The organism is Micromonospora sonneratiae, assembly GCF_042679305.1.
In the GTDB taxonomy this organism is placed as follows: Bacteria; Actinomycetota; Actinomycetes; order Mycobacteriales; family Micromonosporaceae; genus Micromonospora_H; species Micromonospora_H sonneratiae.
The window spans coordinates 23,411-39,339 of record NZ_JBHTMP010000006.1 but is presented as its reverse complement, the minus strand read 5'-3'; the positions used below and the strand labels follow the sequence as shown (position 1 = coordinate 39,339).

Below are 15,929 nucleotides of genomic sequence, written 5' to 3'. Positions count from 1 at the left end.
CGACAGCTGTTCCGCCATTCGCCCTACTGCGTCACCGACCGTAGATGTTCTGGGTCAGCCCGGCTATGAGCCGTCCCGGCCCTGCCAGGTCGTCACACAGGCCTCGTTACCCTCGACGTCGGCCAGCACCCAGAAAGCGGGCGCCCTGGACGAGGAGACGAGTCGACCACCGGCCGCCAGGGCGGCCTCGATCCGCCGGGACGCCTCGTCGTGCGGAACGCAGATGTCGAAGTGGACACGATTCCGCTGCGGCCGTGGCTCGTCCATCTGCTGGAACCAGATCGCCGGCCCCTGCCCGACCGGATCGACGATCGCGTCCTCGGGGCCGTCGGCTCCCGCCTCGCCCGTGTAGCCCAGCACCGCCTTCCAGAACGGCCTCACCGCTGCGATGTCGAGCGCGTCGATACCGATCTCCACAAACTGGACCGACCGAGTCCCCGTACCGATCTCAGGCTCCGTCCGTAGCCCGACGTCCCGCATGGCAGCGGAGATCCGACCCGCAAGGTCGACATCGCGAGCGGTCGACGCCGACAAGTCCAGCGCCTGCAGGGTCAGAATGACCCGGTCCGGCCGGAGGTCGACGCGTAGGTGACGATCAGCATCGGCACCGCACACCGTCACCGCCCGCGCCGCCACCTCGGTCGCCTGGACCAACGAGCCGACGGGCACCGATGTACGCAACGCACCGAGCAGATACCGCCACCCCTGGTCACTGACCGCGTCCGAGGCTTCCCGCCGACTCAGCACCTGTTCCATTCCGGCATCCTCACACACGCCTGTGACGGAATCGATGGGATGAGTGCCGTCGGGTTAGCGTAAGACGTGGCTGATCGTGCAGTGGCGAAGCTGGTGGGTCTGGCACGCAACCCGAACGCGTCCCAGGACGTCCTGGTGCGGCTGGCGCGCCACCCACGAGCCGCTGGCGTGATGTCGCATCGACGCAAGACGCTGCCGGACCCGGTAGCGCTCGAGATCCTGGCGCACCGCGATCCACACATGGTGTTACACCTCGACCGGCAACGGGTGTCACCGGCGATCCTGGACCGAATCGCCACCGATGACGACGAACGTATCCGCGACGCCCGCCGCAACTTCGTCCGGGAACTGGCCGAGCGCTCGGTCCACCTGCCCATCGACGACCTGGAAGAGGCGTTCGGGCAGTCGCGGGACCGATTGGCTGCGGATCCGGATCCGGTCGTACGCACCGCAGTAGCCGACATGTGGTGGGACCGGCCGGTCGAGGTCCACATCGCCCTGTTGACCGACCCCGAGCCGGCGGTACGGACAGCCGCAGCCCGGCACCGGAACCTATCCGTACCGGTGGAACTGCACGCGGCCTGCCTGGCTGATCCGGCCACCCGTGCACGCGTGGCCGACCGGGTACCGCTGACCCCCGAACTCGGCATGGCCCTGGCCACCGACCCGGAGAACGAGGTCCGCCAGGCCGCAGCTCGCAACCCGTCCCTGCCGGCCGAAGCGGTTGCGCGGCTGGTAACCGACCCGGATCCGGGCGTACGGGCCGACGTCGCCCAACACCGGCTCGTCGATGCCCGGACCCGCGACCGGCTATACACCCAACTCGCTGAGGAGGCACGGGCCGGCAGCATCGAGGCAGAGGTGGCGCTGAACTGGAACTTCCTCGAACCCGACTGGGTACGCGAGGAGCCGCTCCCCGCACGGCTGGCGTACCTGGACTCCCCGCACGTGGTGTTCCGTCGTGCCCTGGCGCAGAGCCGCGACCTGTCCCCGGTCGAGCGGCCGGCGTTCGTCAGCGATGGCGAACCGGTCGATCGCCCGGAGTACGTGGTCGCGTGTCGTCGCGTTGCCAAGGTGTCCCGCATCCTCGACGACGATCAACTCCGTGTCGGGCCAGGCCCGGTGGAGGTGCCATGCGGTGTCGAGGGGACCTCCCAGGTCACGCCGGCCGTGTATCAGCACGCCGGGGACACCAGCCAACCGGCCGGCCTCACGCAGCAACACGCCTTCCTCTAGCCACGCACCGTGCGAGAAGTAATGGGAGCAGATTCGCACGAAGGCCAGCCGGGCCGCCGAAGGACGGTCGCCGTACGGGTTGAAGGCACCGTTCGTCTCCCCGGACAGGACGGTGTCCTCCCACGTACACCAGTCGGCGGTGGCCTTCTCCCGTACCGCCGGGTCGGGGTGTTCCACGAGACGGGCATAGGCCGCCACGACGTCACCGTCCCGCGGTGTGCCGGGGGCACCGGCGAGGAAGCGTTCCCACTGTTCCGGGAAGAATCGGCCCACCCCCCGGTAGAGCCAGTCGATCTCCGATCGTCGCATGGTGGTGACGCCGGCGATCACGATCTCGGACACGCGCTGCGGGTGCTGTTGTGCGTAGGCCAGGATGAGGGTGGAGCCCCAGGAGCCGCCGTACAGCAGCCATCGCTCGACGCCCAGGTGTTCGCGCAGGCGCTCCATGTCGCCGATCAGGTGCCGGGTGGTGTTGTGCCGCAGGTCGGACGCGGGGTCGCTGGCGTGCGGTGTGCTGCGCCCGCAGCCACGTTGGTCGAACAGGACGATGCGGTACCGCTGCGGATCGAAGTAGCGACGCGCGCCGGTACCGCACCCTGATCCGGGTCCGCCGTGGACGACGAGCGCGGGCTTACCGGTCGGGCTGCCACAGACCTCCCAGTACACGAGGTTGCCGTCGCCGACATCGAGCATGCCTGTCGCGTACGGCTCGATCGGCGGGTACAGCTCGCCCATGTCCTGTTCTCCCCACACTGATCCGGTGCCGCCGGGCTGGCACGACGATGACGTTACGGATCATGCCGGTGCTGTCTCCCCGAGGCGACCCTGGTCGCGCAACCACCGACGCAGCGCCGCATCGACGGGCGTGGCCCGCCGCTCACCCCCGCTCCCGGTCGCCGTACGACAGGACCACCTCGTGGTCGCCGGGACCGACCGGCCTGGTCTGGTAGGCGACGACGACGGCCTGGACACGGTCCCGCAGGCTGAGCTTGGCGAGGATCCTGGCGACGTGGGTCTTGACGGTCGCCTCGGAAAGATAGAGGCGGCCGGCGAGTTCAGCGTTGCTGAGTCCGTGCGCCAGCAGCCGCAGGACCTCGAGCTCGCGTGGGGTCAGCGCGGCCAGGTCACGGTGGACCGCGGCTGTCTCCGGGTCACGGTGGGCGAACCGCTCGATAAGGCGACGGGTAATGGCCGGTGCCAGCAGGGCGTCGCCGGTGCGGACCAGTCGGACGGCGGCGACCAGGTGTTCCGGGGTGACGTCCTTGAGCAGGAAGCCGCTGGCCCCGGCGGACAGCGCCGCGTAGACGTAGTGGTCGAGGTCGAACGTGGTCAACATGATCACGCGCGGTTCCCCCGGGGCACCGGTGAGCATCCGTCGGTTGGCCTCCAGACCGTCCATCTCCGGCATACGGATGTCCATCAGTACGACGTCCGGCCGGGTACGCCGAACGGCCTCGATGGCTTCGACGCCGTTGGTCACCTCGGCGACCACGTCGATCCCATCGGCCGTGAGGATCATCCGGAATCCGGTACGGACCAGCGCCTGATCGTCGGCGACCACCACGCGCAGCGACCCGGTCATGTCGTCTCCCCGCCTCGCTCGATCACGACCCCGCCAGGGGGATCGTCGCCTCGACACGGTAGCCGCCGCTCGGGCGCGGCCCGGTGTGCAGGGTTCCGCCGTAGACGGCGAGACGCTCACGCAGGCCGATCAGCCCACGTCGGTTCCCGGTCGCGGCAGACGTACCCGGGCGCCCACCGGTGTCGGTGACCTCCACCCGCAGGCGGTCGACACCGTACTCGACGGTCACGGCCGAGACCGCACCCTCCGCGTGTTTCACCGTGTTGGTCAACGCCTCCTGCACCACCCGGTAGGCGGCCAGCTCGACCCCTGGTGGCACGGGACATGGCTGCCCACTCACGGTCAACTCGACCGGCAGGCCGGTGTCGCGTACCCGCGTGACGAGGGCATCCAACCGGTCCAGGCCGGGCTGGGGTGCCAGGTCAGCGGTGTACGCCGGATCACGCCCGTCGTCAGCCTCCATCGTCAGTAGTCCCATGACGTGGCGCAGCTCGGCCATGGCCGCCCGCCCGCCGGCCTCGACCGCCAGCAGCGCCTCACGGGCCTGACCGGGGGCGGTGTCCATGACCTTCCGGGCGGCCCCGGCCTGGATGACCATCACGCTGACGTTGTGTGTCACCACGTCGTGCAGTTCTCGGGCGATACGGGCGCGTTCCTGCTCGACGGCCCGGCGTAGCGCCTCGACCTGCCGGTGCTCGAGTACGGCCAGCCGAGCGCGCCCTTCGTCGACGCGGTGTTTCCAGGCTCGGACCCCGTTGGCCGCCAGCGCGATCGGGATCAGGATCAGGAACGGGGCGTACCTGCTCGGGACGGTGGGGAGTGCCGAGTCCTGGAACACGCCCACCGCCAGCGCCGCCGCCGGCAGACTCGCCAGCGTCGCCACCCGGTACGGACTGTAGGCGGCGGCACTGTAGGAGGCGACGACACAGGCGTAGAAGGTGAGTCTCGGGTGTGGCACCAGCAGGGTAGCGGTGATCACGACCCACAGCACCGCAAGTGGATACCGTCGCCGCGCCGCCAGGGGCGCTGCGGCGACGAGCGTCAGGATCGCCGCGTCCCACATGTTGTACGGCTCCACCGGCGGTAGGAACGGCGGAGGCAGCGGAGGCAATCGGGGCCCGTCCACCGCGAGCGGCCCGGCCCGGTGAACCAGATTGTCGGCGTAGTTGAGGGCGTAGTAGACGTGCGTGACGCCGACCACCAACGCCAACATCCTGTCGAACATCAGGTTACGTCGGGTGGGCCGGGGCAGCGGACCTGTCCGGCGCAGCAGCGGACCGGCCGCTTCCCACAGTCGGTCCACCATGGCGGCGTTCAGCACCGGACCATTCTTACCGGCCTGCCGGCCCGCGTCGTCCGTCACGACGATCATCGGAGTACATCGGTGGCGTACATCGCAGGGATGACTCCGACCAGGCTCATCCTGATGCGGTACCGCAAATGCCTCCCTCGACCGACGCGTCCGGCCCCGGGGATTCCCTAGCGTCGGTCCCCGCCGAACAGGAGGACCAGAGGGGCTCACCGCCCGGACCACCGAATCCGACGGCGGCACCGTGCTGCTGGCGGTGACGGCCCTCGCCACGATGCTCACGCTGATGCTGGTTGCCGTGGCTGCGCTGGGGATGCTCCCCCCGGCAGACGGTCGTGATGGTCGTCGCCTCGGTCGTCGTCGGGCTGGTCGGTGGCGCGGTGGGTACGCCGGCCGGTGTCGCCGTTCACGCGGCGGTGATACCGGCCGTGGGGGCACAGCTCGGGCGTCAACCTGCCCACGAAGCATCACGAAGCAGCGACATGTCCCGCGACGAGATCGGCGATCCGGCGGGGCAGTCCCGGTGAAAAGATGCCGTGTCCCATGCCCGGTACGACGTACAGCTGCGCACCGGGCACCTGCGCGGCGAGTGCCTGTGCATGCGGCACGGGGAAGATGGGGTCTTCGGTGCCGTGCACGACCAGGGTCGGTGCGGTGATCGACGACAGGAGGGCCAGCCGGTCCGCGGTGAACTGTCGTCCGGCGAGGTCGTGGTTCATCGCTGCGGCCCAGTTGTGGGCCCGTTCGTGGGACAGCTCGACGAAGTGTCGGGCGGCCGGTTCGTCGAACGGCAGTACGTCGCCGTTGAGGACCCGCCAGGTTTGCATATCAGCTTCGATACGCTGCTCCCGTGTGGCGCGGGGCGCGCCCGCGGACCTCATCACATGTTGCAGAAAGCGTGGTGTCGGTGGTGGAAGCTCGTCGGGGGCGGGTGGCTGCCCGGTCAGCGCCCTCGCCCAGGCCGGGCCGGGATTGTTGCCCATCGGGGAGGTCATCACGGCGGTCAGGGTCTGCACCCGGGCGGGGTGGTGTACGGCAAGCCACTGGCCGATGGCACCGCCGAGCGAGGCTCCGACGATGTGCACCCTGTCGATGTCGTGGCCGTCGAGTACGGCGAGACAGTCGGTGGCCATGTCCGCCAGAGCGTACGGATGCGTCACGAAGTCGACGCAGTCGGAGCGCCCGGTGTCACGGTGGTCGAAGCGGATGACCTGGTACCGGTCGGCGACGAGCCGCTCGACCAGTTCATCGGGCCAGCCGATTGCCTGTGTCGAGGTGCCCATCACCAGTAGCACGGTGGGATGGTCGGGGCTACCGAACCTCTCCGTCCATAGTCGCAGGTTTCCCGAATTCACGAATTTTTCGTTGCCGATGAGCATGGCGGGGAAGGTAACAGCACGGAGAACAACCGCCAGCGGCCACTGGTTGTGATCGCAAAAATGATCCGTGGGATAATGACAGGGTCGAATGGTGACGTCGCCGGCTGACATGGCGGTCCCATCACCTAATCCCCCTTGAACTCACCCACTCCCCCTGCGCCGAACAGCAACCTGCCGCGCTAGCGTCGTAAGACGTGACGACTTCGACGCGCTGCCTTGTCTGCGACAACAACCATCGCATTGATCTCCTGCCGGTGCGGGAACGCATCGCGGTGGACGAGCACTGGCGGGTGGCGCATGCCTTCGAGACCGCCCTACCGGGTTGGCTCGTACTCGTACCGCGACGGCACGTGCACACCATCGCCGAACTGACCGACGATGAGGCGGCCGGGCTGGGCAGGTGGCAGGTCCGACTGTCCCGGGCCCTGCACGAGGTCACCGGCTGCGCGAAGACCTACGTCGTACAGTTTGCCGAGGCCGAGGGATTCGCCCACGTACACTTTCATGTGATCCCGCGAATGAGTGACCTTCCCCGGGAGCTACGGGGGCCGAATGTGTTCGGACTTCTCGGTGGTGACGTCGATCAGCGGGTTGGTGGCGACCGGATGGACGAGCTGGCATTGGCGCTACAGGAGGTCATGGCAAGCAGCCGGTAGGCGACTACTCCCCGGGTCCGGACGCAACCCCGCCGTTCGTCACCCACGGTGGTCACCGGACAAATTCGTGAGAGCCACCAGGCACTGATGGTGCACACTTCATTCCCGTGGAGACCGACAAGATCCAGCTACCACACCAACGGGCCGTGCGGCATGTGGCGTCACTGTCGTCCGGACCACCGGTGGACCCCACCCTACGCGTGACTCTGAACTTCCATCCCGATCGCTGGTCCAACGGTCGATCGATCCTGGACACACTGGTCACCGACAGCGTCTACTATTCGCAGTTCGTCACCGGCACCAGCAACGGCGGGCTGACGGCCTACCCCGGCGGCGACCGGTGGCGCTGGGAGAGTCGAATCTTCGGCGGCGCCTATGACACGTCGCCGGGGCATTCCCGGCCCGTCTACGGCGCCCTGAACTTCCGCCGTAAACCGTTCGGTGCCGCACCCCGGTTCGGTTCGGCGCATTTCCGGCTGAACGCGGCGACGCTCGAACGGACCACCTTCTGCTACCCCGACAGCTACCTGGAGCCGTCAGCCTTCGCGGTGGCCAGCAGCATGTCACTGATCGAACTGGCACAGGCCGACAACCAGGACGACCTGGACGACTACATCGAGGCCCAGATACACGGTCGGGTCCAACTGGACCGGGACGTGGAAGCGCTGGTCCTCGACCCGAGCTACCGGGGTACGGAGGTGGAGGCCGCCGCCGAACGCCTACCCTGCCCGCTGGAATGGCACCCAGGCTTCCGGCTGTCGGTCACCGAGTTACGGCGCCACCCGGACTACCGAGGTCAACGGTACGTCGACCTGGGAGTCGAACTTGCCGTAGCCGGCCACCTCGATCCTCTGGTGATCGGGGAAGCGGCGCGAACGGGTCGCTACGACCAGCAGGACCTGAAGCGGGTCTGGCACTACGTTGCCCGGTTCGGGACATCCACCACCTGACGGCATCCCGAGATGTAGGCCGGCGACACCGGGTCCCGTCGCAGCCCGTCGTGCCGGCGGTCGTCGACAGGTAGGAGGTCCCTCCTTCCCCGACCACCGACCCGGGCCTGCCCGGAACGCAGGGGCCAACCGCACGCGACAGGCCCCCCGACGCCGCCGCCCGGCACGCGGTGGTCGCGCTGCACGCGACCGGACACACGGCAGGGCCCAACGGCACGCGACCGCACGTGACCGGACGCGGCAGTCGCGGCAGTCGCGGCAGTCGTGGCAGCCGTTTGACAGTGGTGTGACAGCGCCGATCCATACGCTCGCCGACATGAGCATTTCCAAGATCATCCGCCGCGTCGCCCTCGGCGCGGCCACCACGTCGATAGCCGTTGGCGGCCTCGCCGGCGTCGCCAGCCCGGCCTCCGCCGGTGTCCACACCCCGCCGGCTGGCTGCTTCGCCGAGATGGGCTGGTACTACGGCATCGCCCGGTGCAACTACGGCATGCCCGCGTTCCAGGTGCTCGTACGGTGCAACGACGCCACCTACCGGAGCGGGCCGTGGCTGCAGCCGGGCGCGTACTGGTCGCAGGCCAACTGCAACCATCCCCTGTGGGTCACCGACGTGTGGGTCAACCTGGCCGACTGATCCGGCACCGGACGTCGCTGCGGAGGCCCGGAGTCTTTCTCGGCCTCCGCAGCGTCACCGTCCCGGTCCGCCCAGCGGACGGCGACACCTTCTCCCCTGGTCAGGTCGCGATCGGGTGGGTGTGACGCCCACCGGAGGCACCGCGATGCTCCTGCTCCAGCGCTTCGCTGTGGGCCACCAGCGCCGGGTAGTCCACCGCCGCGCCCCGCAACAGGGTCTCGATGGCGCTCTCGGCCTCTGCGTCGGTCAGGTGCTGGCGACCGAACAGTGCGCGGTAGTGCACCAGCGATCCAACGATGTCGAGCAACTGTTCCCGGTCGATGTCCGTACGCAGGTCTCCGCGTAAGATGGCCCGGTCGAGCGTGCGGCCAACCGCCCGACGGGACGGTTCGATGACCGTCTCCAGATAGCGTGCCCGCAACTGCGGGTCCGATGCGCACTCGGCGTACAGCGAACTGAGGACCTCCGGGCGGATCGTGCGATAGGCAGCGAGGAAGACGTTGAAACTCTCTGCGAGGTCGCACAGCGTGCAGCCGGTGTCCGGAGGCGAGGGGACATCCAGCCGGGTCGCGATGGCGGCCAGCGCCAGGGGTGCGCGTCCCGCCCACCGACGGTAGATCGCCGGCCGCGAAGTGCCGGCCCGGCGGGCGACCTCTTCCAGTGACAATCCGGTGTAGCCCGTCTCCCCGAGCACCTCCAGGGTGGCTGAGAGGACAGCGTCGTCGATCTGCGGGTCACGTGGTCGGCCGCCGACGCCCCCGGTCGCGGACCTGTGCGGCTTGGACATGATCTCAGGCTACCCTACGGTTACATAGCACTACGTAATGAAACAGCCTCCACCCTGCCACCCGCACTGCACACCGGACCCGGACGCGAGTATCGTTACGTTACGACTCGTAATACAACTCCGTCTGCGAGGAGACGCCAGTGCCAGCAGCTCCGACGTACCAACTCGATCTACGTACGGCCGCGCCGCGCGATGCGCGCCCCGTACGGGTTCCGTCGAACATCAGTGCACGTACCACCCGGCGCGCCGCTCGAACGCGGGCCGGGCAGTGAGCGGGTCCGACCTGACAACGGGCCACCCCGGGAGCGACGCGGTACCCAACGAGCACGCCACCCGACGGGAGTGGGCCGGGCTCGCACTCCTGGTGCTGCCCATGCTGATGCTGTCGACCGACCTGACCGTGCTGTTCTTCGCACTGCCCACGCTCAGTGCGGATCTCGATCCCAGCGCGACCCAGACACTGTGGATCGTCCACGTCTACGGCTTCCTGATCGCCGGCTTCCTCGTCACCATGGGACGGCTCGGAGACCGGATCGGCCCCCGGCGACTCCTGCTGACCGGCTCTGCGGCATTCGCCGCAGTGTCCGCCGTCGCGGCGTTCTCGGTCAGCACGGAAATGCTGATCGCCGCCCGCGCGCTACTGGGGATCGCCGGTGCCGCTCTGATGCCGTCGCTGTTCTCACTGCTGCGCACCATGTTCCGCGACGACCGGCAGCGGCGCCTCGCCATCGCCATCATGTTCAGTGCGTTCTCCGTCGGCGGAGCGATCGGCCCACTCGTCGGTGGCGTACTGCTGGAGTTCTTCCGGTGGGGGTCGGTCTTCCTCATCAACGTGCCACCGATGATCCTGCTCCTGCTGGCCGGCCCCAGACTCCTCCCGGAACGCCAGGAACGGACCCCGGCCACGCTCGACCTGGCCAGCGTCGCGCTCTCCGTGGCTGGCATGCTCGCGGTGGTCTACGGGCTACAGGAACTCGCCGCCGGGCAGGAACGCGGTACGGGATCGATCTGGCCGAACCTTGCCATCGTCGCCGGCGGCGTCGTCGTCCTCGCCAGCTTCGTTCGACGGCAACGCCGGCTGCGCAACCCGCTACTCGACCTTGCCCTGCTCACCAACCGACGTACGGCCACCTCACTGGTGACACTGCTGCTCGTCGGCATCGGGGTGGTCGGCACGTTCTACCTGTTCACCCAGTACCTCCAATGGGTCGCCGGCCTTTCCCCCCTACAGGCCGGTCTCTGGACACTTCCGTACATCGCGGTGAACATCGGTGGAGCCATGCTGGCACCGGCCCTCACCGCACGGCTCCGCCCGGCGACCGTCATCGCGGGAGGGCTCACCATCGCCGCACTCGGGGCGGTGCTGGTCGTCATGTTCGCCGGTACGGGCACGCCCCTCCCCCTGCTCGTGACCGCGACATCGGTCATCGGGTTCGGGCACGGCGCGGCGACGGCGCTGGTCAGCGACCTGATCATTGCCAACGCCCCACCCGAGCAGACAGGTTCTGCGGCTGCGGCACAGGAGGTGGGGGGAGAACTGGGCACCGCACTCGGCGTGGCGGTCGGCGGTGCGATCGGCATGCAGGTCTACCGCACCTCGCTGTCCGGTGCCATGCCGCCCGCCGTACCGGAGTCAGCCGCCCAGGCCGCGCAATCCAGCATCCACGAGGGAATCGCCGTGGCCGAGGACCTCGACGTCCACGGCCCGCTGCTCCTCGACACCGTGCGTAACGCCGTGGCCCACGGTCTGCAGACCTACGCCGGTGTGGGCGCGGCGCTCACCACCCTGGCCACCGTACTCGTCGCCGCCGTCCTCATCGCGCGTCGCGGTGGGTCCGCCCGCACCGACTAGATCCTAAAAGGAACTCTGCCGGTCAGGGTGCCCCGCCGCTATTCCACGCCGGTCGGACACCCGTCGTCGCTGACCAGCCGAGCAGCCCGCTCCTGTAGGTAACGCTGCTCGGGCAGACTCGCCGTACGCTCGGCGGCCAGTTGGTAACCCGACCGTGCCGCCGAGCGGTCACCCGCCATCTCCAACAGGTGGGCACTCACTGCGGCAAGGCGGTGATGATCGGCCATCCGCTCGTCACCGCCCAGCGCCGACAACAGCTCAAGGCCGGCCCGTGGACCACGTACCATCGCCACGGCGACCGCCCGGTTCAGCGTCACCACCGGCCCTGGCGAAACCCGTTCCAGCAACTCGTAGAGGGCGAGGATCTGGGGCCAGTCCGTCTGCTGAGCGTCCGTCGCCTCACTGTGGACCGCCGCGATCGCCGCCTGGATCTGGTACGGACCGACCGGTGCCTGCCGTAGCGCATCGGTCACCAGCGCGATGCCCTCCCTGATGTGCTCCCGGTCCCACCGGCCCCGATCCTGTTCGGCCAGTGGCACCAGGGCGCCGTCCGGTCGGGTCCGGGCCGAGCGGCGTGCCTCGGTGAGCAGCATCAACGCCAACAACCCGGCGATCTCCCCGTCCCCGGGCAGCGCAGCACGTAGTCCACGGGTGAGCCGGATCGCCTCCCCCGTCAGCTCGGGACATTGCAGATCAGGACCGCCGCTGGACGTGTATCCCTCGTTGAAGATCAGATAAAGCACGTGCAGAACCACCCGCAGCCGCTGGGCACGTTGCGGCACCGGTGGCATCCGGAACTCGGCGCCGCTGGCCCTGATCCGCTGCTTTGCCCGGCTGATCCGCTGGGCCATGGTCGCCTCGGGCACCAGGAACGCCCGGGCGATCTGTGCCGTGGTCAACCCTCCGACAGCACGTAGGGTCAACGCGATCTGCGAAGCCGGTGGAAGCACCGGATGACAACACAGGAAGATCAGCGTGAGCGTGTCGTCCTGATCGGACGGTTGGTCCTCACCTGGAGCCGGCACCACTGCGTCACCGACCGGCCGCATGGCCGCGACACTGGCCTCCCGCCGACGACGGGCCTGCTCGCTGCGCCACTGATCAGTCAAGCGGCGGGACGCCACCGTGACCAACCAGCCCCGGGGATTCTCGGGTACCCCTTGGTCGGGCCACTGCAGTGCCGCCGCCAGCAGCGCCTCCTGGGTCGCGTCCTCGCAGGCGTCGAACTGCCCGTAGCGACGTACAAGCAGCCCGACGACCTGTGGGGCCAGCTCACGCAACAGACCCGCAACGCCAGCGTCTGTCACCACTGGAAAACCGTCTCCTTCAAGGGCCGCGGCAGTTCAGGCACCCGAACGGGCTCATGAACGCACCCGCCGACACCTGCCGCCGGTAGCCGGCCGGCTACCGGCTAGCCGCTACCGATGATTGCCGGGCCGTACCGGCTGCCGCTGGGGCTCTGGTTCGCGGTACAGCGCCGTCAGCCCGCCCGACGACGGGCCCGGCGGGCCGCCAACTCGTCACCCACCGCATCCGGCACCTCCGGCTCACGTTCACCGGCCCGGGGCCCCGCCGCCGGCTCCGCCGGCAGATGCGACAGGGACCCCTGGATCTCCCGGAATGCACCACTGATCGCGATGCCGAAGACTCCCTGGCCCCCCTGCAACAGGTCGACCACCTCCTCCGGCGAGCGGCACTCGTACACGCTGGTGCCGTCGGAGATCAGCGTGATCCCGGCGAGATCCGCCACCCCACGCGACCGGAGCGTCTCAATCGCCTTCCGGATGTTCTGCAACGACACCCCGGCGTCAAGCAACCGCTTGACCACCTTGAGCACCACCAGATCCCGAAACGAATAGAGCCGCTGGGTGCCCGAGCCGGACGCATCGCGTATGCTCGGCACCACCAGACCGGTGCGCGCCCAGTAGTCCAACTGGCGGTAGCTGATGCTGACCGCGTGGCAGGCAGTTACCCCCCGATACCCGACAGAATCGTCATCGTCCAACCCGACGCCGCCCGGTGGGTCGACCTCGACCCGACGATGCTCCGACGAACCTGGATCAGGGTCTTGTGGCTCGTTCATCCGGACAACCTCCCCCGCCAGTGCGGTGACACGTCGTTTCCGGGACGCGCACCCCTCGACAAGGCAACACTAACGCCCAGCAGGGTGACTTCCCCGCAAGATTTGCTGCGACACGCCGCGCCCCGGCCCACCGGCCGCCCGGATCAGCCCAGGCGGCGTCCGTCTCAGGGACCAGGGTGCGCGGGCGGTTCCTCAGCCCGCGAAATCCTCCGGCCGAACCTGCTCCAGGAACTCCCGGAACTTTTCGACCTCGTCCTCCTGCTCGTCCGGAATGACGATGCCCGCCTCGGTCAGCACCTGCTCGGCACACCGGATCGGCGCACCCACCCGCAACGCCAACGCGATCGAATCACTCGGCCGGGCGGACACCCGCAGCCCGTCGCCGATCAGCAGGTCCGCGTAGAAGACGTTCTCCTTCAGTTCGGTGATCTCCACCGCCCGCAACGGCGCGTCGAGCGCCGCCAGGATGTCCCGCAGCAGATCGTGGGTCAACGGCCGGGCCGGTTTGACCCCCTGCTGCTCATAGGCAATCGCGGTGGCCTCCACCGCACCGATCCAAATCGGCAGGTAGCGGTCACCATCGACCTCCCTGAGCAGAACGATCGGCTGGTTGTTGGGCAGTTCCACCCGAACCCCGACCACGCTCAGCTCGCGCACCGCCGCCTCCGTGTCGTTGTCGTCTTCCCAGCACCGCACCCTTGCCTGCACGGTACATGGGCACCGGCACCATCGTCTGATGCGCGTCACCCACGCTGCCCGCGCTAGGAGGGTTACCCCATGAAGCGTACGGCACGCCCGGGCCGGCGGATCTTTCCGGCGACCCGGGCACTGCACTCATCGCCCCAGCGTCTCCCGCAACCCGACCCGAAGCAAGGCCGCGTGCAACCGCTGAGACAGTCCGACCAGTTCCCGGGCCGTCTCAGCCGCCCGGGCCCGCGCCGCCGGGTCGTTCTGCCGGGCCATCGGGGCGATCAGCTGGGCGAACAGACCCACCTCACGATCAGCTGCCGTCCGATACGCCCGCAGGTGACGCGGTTCCAGCCCGTACGCGGCCAATCCCGCCACGGCCTGCGCAATGATCAGGGCATCGGCGTCGTACCAACCCGAAGGGCTGGGCACCAGCACACCCAGCCGCTCCAACTCGGTAAGCGTGCCCTCGTTGATGCCGCTGCGGGCCACCAGATCAGCCCGCGCCAGGCGCACCTCACCGGGCTGCTCAGCGGCCGGACCGTCCACCGCGTCACGGCCCGGCACCTCACCGGCCGGACCGACTGCGACCAGTGCCGGTCGTTGCCGCCCGGCACTACCGGTCTGTTCCCGGTCCATGGCCGCCAACTGGTCACGGATCACCCGCAGCGGCAGGTACTGATCCCGCTGAGCCGTCAGCACGAAGCGCAGCCGCGCCACATCATCCCAGCTGTACTTGCGGTAACCAGCCGGAGTGCGTTGCGGCTCGACCAGGCCCTCAGCCTCCAGGAACCGCAGCTTGGAAATCGTCGTATCGGGAAACTCCACCCGCAGATGTGCCAGCACCTCGCCGATGCTCATCAGCGGATGGGGCCGGCCCGCCGCAGGCGCCGCTGCCGCCGCGCGCTCGTTCACCCCCGGCCGGCCTCCTCCTCCGGACGCGGACCAGCGATGAAGACCAGTCGGAACTTGCCGATCTGCACCTCATCACCGTTACTCAACGTCGCCGCTTCAACCCGCTCCCGGTTGACATAGGTGCCGTTGAGGCTGCCCACGTCACGAACGGTGAACGTACCGCCGTCCCGATGGAACTCGGCGTGCCGACGTGACACCGTCACATCGTCAAGGAAGATGTCACTGTCAGGGTGCCGGCCGCTGGTCGTCACATCATGATCCAGCAGGAACCGCGCACCAGCGTTGGGACCACGTCGTACGACCAGCAGCGCCATACCCGGCGGTAGCGATCCCGACATGCGGCTCGGCACCACATCGGTGTCCGGTCCCTCCAGCACTTCCTCGAGTGCACCGAGATTGAGCGTCGAAGTGACGTCGAGTGGGGGGAACTCGTCGTCTGGGCGCGTCATGGGGACCACCTCACGGATCAGTTCGGTCGGGTGTCGGGAACGGCGGGTCTGGCCGCCGGGCGAAGAACTCTCCCGGCGGCTGGCTCCCCGCACCTTTGGGAAGGCAATTCCGCAACACGCAACTTATCGGGTTCTCGGTCGACTGGGCGAGCCTAGCCAGCGCCGAAATACAGGGCAACCAGACGCGCGGACAGAAACCGCGGCTGGAACGAATCCAAGGGTCAGCTTTCGGTCAGCTCACGATAAGCGGCAGCGGTCAGCAATCCATCGATCGATGCCGCTTCGGCCGGGGCGATCTCGACCAACCAGCCAGCACCGTACGGATCGGTGTTGATCACGTCCGGAGTGTCGGCCAGCGCCTCGTTGCGGGCCACCACCGTACCCGTGACCGGCGCATACAACTCCGAGACGCTCTTGGTCGACTCGACCTCGCCGAACGACTCACCCGCCGCCAGGACAGCCCCCTCGGCGGGCAACTCGACAAAGACAATGTCGCCCAGAGCCTCCTGCGCGAAATGGGTGATGCCTACCCGCACCGGCCCACTACCGTCGCCCGCCACCCACTCGTGCTCAGCCGTGTATCGCAGATCCTCAGGAATCACCAGACGCGTCCTTCTCGTCGCACTGATCGGTGACGCACCGGCGAACCGGCGC

Annotated in this window: 15 protein-coding genes and 2 pseudogenes; 5 read left to right on the top strand and 12 right to left on the bottom strand. The window is 68.5% G+C overall.

Going from position 1 to position 15,929, the window contains the following annotated elements; all coding sequences use genetic code 11:
- Nucleotides 1-63: 63 nt before the first annotated feature.
- A complete protein-coding gene (locus tag ACFQ4H_RS05715; RefSeq protein ID WP_377567724.1) occupies nt 64-756 on the bottom strand; it encodes a VOC family protein in 693 nt (230 codons plus the stop codon).
- Nucleotides 757-927: 171 nt separating this feature from the next.
- Here ACFQ4H_RS05715 and ACFQ4H_RS05710 point away from each other — a divergent pair.
- Nucleotides 928-1,497 (top strand): annotated as a pseudogene (locus tag ACFQ4H_RS05710) (hypothetical protein); the annotation flags it as partial.
- 282 nt (nt 1,498-1,779) lie between these two features.
- On the opposite strand, the pseudogene pip reads toward ACFQ4H_RS05710, so the two are convergent.
- The 4 genes and pseudogenes from pip to ACFQ4H_RS05690 form a co-directional block, all read right to left on the bottom strand.
- A pseudogene (pip, locus tag ACFQ4H_RS05705) lies at nt 1,780-2,727 on the bottom strand (prolyl aminopeptidase); the annotation flags it as partial.
- Nucleotides 2,728-2,869: 142 nt separating this feature from the next.
- Complete coding sequence (locus ACFQ4H_RS05700) at nt 2,870-3,574, bottom strand: response regulator (protein ID WP_377567722.1); 705 nt, start codon at nt 3,572-3,574, stop codon at nt 2,870-2,872.
- A gap of 22 nt (nt 3,575-3,596) precedes the next feature.
- Nucleotides 3,597-4,937, bottom strand: a complete 1,341-nt coding sequence (locus ACFQ4H_RS05695) for a sensor histidine kinase (RefSeq protein WP_377567721.1) — start codon at nt 4,935-4,937, stop codon at nt 3,597-3,599.
- A 413-nt stretch (nt 4,938-5,350) separates the two neighbouring features.
- On the bottom strand, nt 5,351-6,262 hold the full coding sequence (locus ACFQ4H_RS05690; protein WP_377567719.1) for an alpha/beta fold hydrolase: 912 nt from the start codon (nt 6,260-6,262) through the stop codon (nt 5,351-5,353).
- 194 nt (nt 6,263-6,456) lie between these two features.
- Between ACFQ4H_RS05690 and ACFQ4H_RS05685 the strand changes: the two genes are divergently transcribed.
- The 3 genes from ACFQ4H_RS05685 (at nt 6,457) to ACFQ4H_RS05675 (ending at nt 8,502) form a co-directional block, all read left to right on the top strand.
- The gene (locus ACFQ4H_RS05685; RefSeq protein ID WP_377567718.1) at nt 6,457-6,918 is read left to right on the top strand and encodes an HIT family protein; all 462 of its coding nucleotides are present in this window, start codon (nt 6,457-6,459) and stop codon (nt 6,916-6,918) included.
- 257 nt (nt 6,919-7,175) lie between these two features.
- Entirely contained in the window at nt 7,176-7,868 is a 693-nt protein-coding gene (locus ACFQ4H_RS05680; protein WP_377567956.1) for a DUF3626 domain-containing protein, read from the top strand.
- Between the two features lie 316 nt (nt 7,869-8,184).
- Nucleotides 8,185-8,502 (top strand): hypothetical protein, encoded by a 318-nt coding sequence (locus ACFQ4H_RS05675; protein WP_377567716.1) that lies wholly within the window; start codon nt 8,185-8,187, stop codon nt 8,500-8,502.
- Between the two features lie 100 nt (nt 8,503-8,602).
- Here the strand turns inward: ACFQ4H_RS05675 and ACFQ4H_RS05670 are convergent, their stop codons facing one another.
- A complete protein-coding gene (locus ACFQ4H_RS05670; protein WP_377567714.1) occupies nt 8,603-9,289 on the bottom strand; it encodes a TetR/AcrR family transcriptional regulator in 687 nt (228 codons plus the stop codon).
- 268 nt (nt 9,290-9,557) lie between these two features.
- Here ACFQ4H_RS05670 and ACFQ4H_RS05665 point away from each other — a divergent pair, with 268 nt between their 5' ends.
- Nucleotides 9,558-11,141 (top strand): MFS transporter, encoded by a 1,584-nt coding sequence (locus ACFQ4H_RS05665; RefSeq protein ID WP_377567712.1) that lies wholly within the window; start codon nt 9,558-9,560, stop codon nt 11,139-11,141.
- A gap of 38 nt (nt 11,142-11,179) precedes the next feature.
- On the opposite strand, the gene ACFQ4H_RS05660 is transcribed toward ACFQ4H_RS05665, so the two are convergent.
- The 6 genes from ACFQ4H_RS05660 to gcvH all read right to left on the bottom strand — a co-directional run bounded on the left by ACFQ4H_RS05660 (nt 11,180) and on the right by gcvH (nt 15,877).
- Entirely contained in the window at nt 11,180-12,451 is a 1,272-nt protein-coding gene (locus ACFQ4H_RS05660; RefSeq protein ID WP_377567710.1) for an RNA polymerase sigma factor, read from the bottom strand.
- 170 nt (nt 12,452-12,621) lie between these two features.
- Complete coding sequence (locus ACFQ4H_RS05655; protein ID WP_377567708.1) at nt 12,622-13,224, bottom strand: MerR family transcriptional regulator; 603 nt, start codon at nt 13,222-13,224, stop codon at nt 12,622-12,624.
- Between the two features lie 192 nt (nt 13,225-13,416).
- The gene (locus ACFQ4H_RS05650; protein ID WP_377567954.1) at nt 13,417-13,881 is read right to left on the bottom strand and encodes a bifunctional nuclease family protein; all 465 of its coding nucleotides are present in this window, start codon (nt 13,879-13,881) and stop codon (nt 13,417-13,419) included.
- Between the two features lie 177 nt (nt 13,882-14,058).
- Nucleotides 14,059-14,772: a transcriptional regulator FtsR gene (gene ftsR / locus ACFQ4H_RS05645; RefSeq protein ID WP_377567952.1), complete on the bottom strand. Its 714-nt coding sequence runs from the start codon at nt 14,770-14,772 to the stop codon at nt 14,059-14,061.
- 50 nt (nt 14,773-14,822) lie between these two features.
- Nucleotides 14,823-15,275: an oxoglutarate dehydrogenase inhibitor Odhl gene (gene odhI, locus ACFQ4H_RS05640; RefSeq protein WP_377567706.1), complete on the bottom strand. Its 453-nt coding sequence runs from the start codon at nt 15,273-15,275 to the stop codon at nt 14,823-14,825.
- Nucleotides 15,276-15,496: 221 nt separating this feature from the next.
- Nucleotides 15,497-15,877, bottom strand: coding sequence for a glycine cleavage system protein GcvH (gcvH, locus tag ACFQ4H_RS05635; protein WP_377567704.1), 381 nt, complete (start codon nt 15,875-15,877; stop codon nt 15,497-15,499).
- Between the last annotated feature and the right edge of the window lie 52 nt (nt 15,878-15,929).

Coding starts and splice junctions, on each gene's coding strand:
- ACFQ4H_RS05715 (WP_377567724.1), bottom strand. CDS start 756: ATGGAACAGGTGCTGAGTCGGCGGGAAGCCTCGGACGCGGTCAGTGAC.
- ACFQ4H_RS05700 (WP_377567722.1), bottom strand. CDS start 3,574: ATGACCGGGTCGCTGCGCGTGGTGGTCGCCGACGATCAGGCGCTGGTC.
- ACFQ4H_RS05690 (WP_377567719.1), bottom strand. CDS start 6,262: ATGCTCATCGGCAACGAAAAATTCGTGAATTCGGGAAACCTGCGACTA.
- ACFQ4H_RS05675 (WP_377567716.1), top strand. CDS start 8,185: ATGAGCATTTCCAAGATCATCCGCCGCGTCGCCCTCGGCGCGGCCACC.
- ACFQ4H_RS05670 (WP_377567714.1), bottom strand. CDS start 9,289: ATGTCCAAGCCGCACAGGTCCGCGACCGGGGGCGTCGGCGGCCGACCA.
- ACFQ4H_RS05655 (WP_377567708.1), bottom strand. CDS start 13,224: ATGAACGAGCCACAAGACCCTGATCCAGGTTCGTCGGAGCATCGTCGG.
- ftsR (WP_377567952.1), bottom strand. CDS start 14,772: ATGAGCATCGGCGAGGTGCTGGCACATCTGCGGGTGGAGTTTCCCGAT.
- odhI (WP_377567706.1), bottom strand. CDS start 15,275: ATGACGCGCCCAGACGACGAGTTCCCCCCACTCGACGTCACTTCGACG.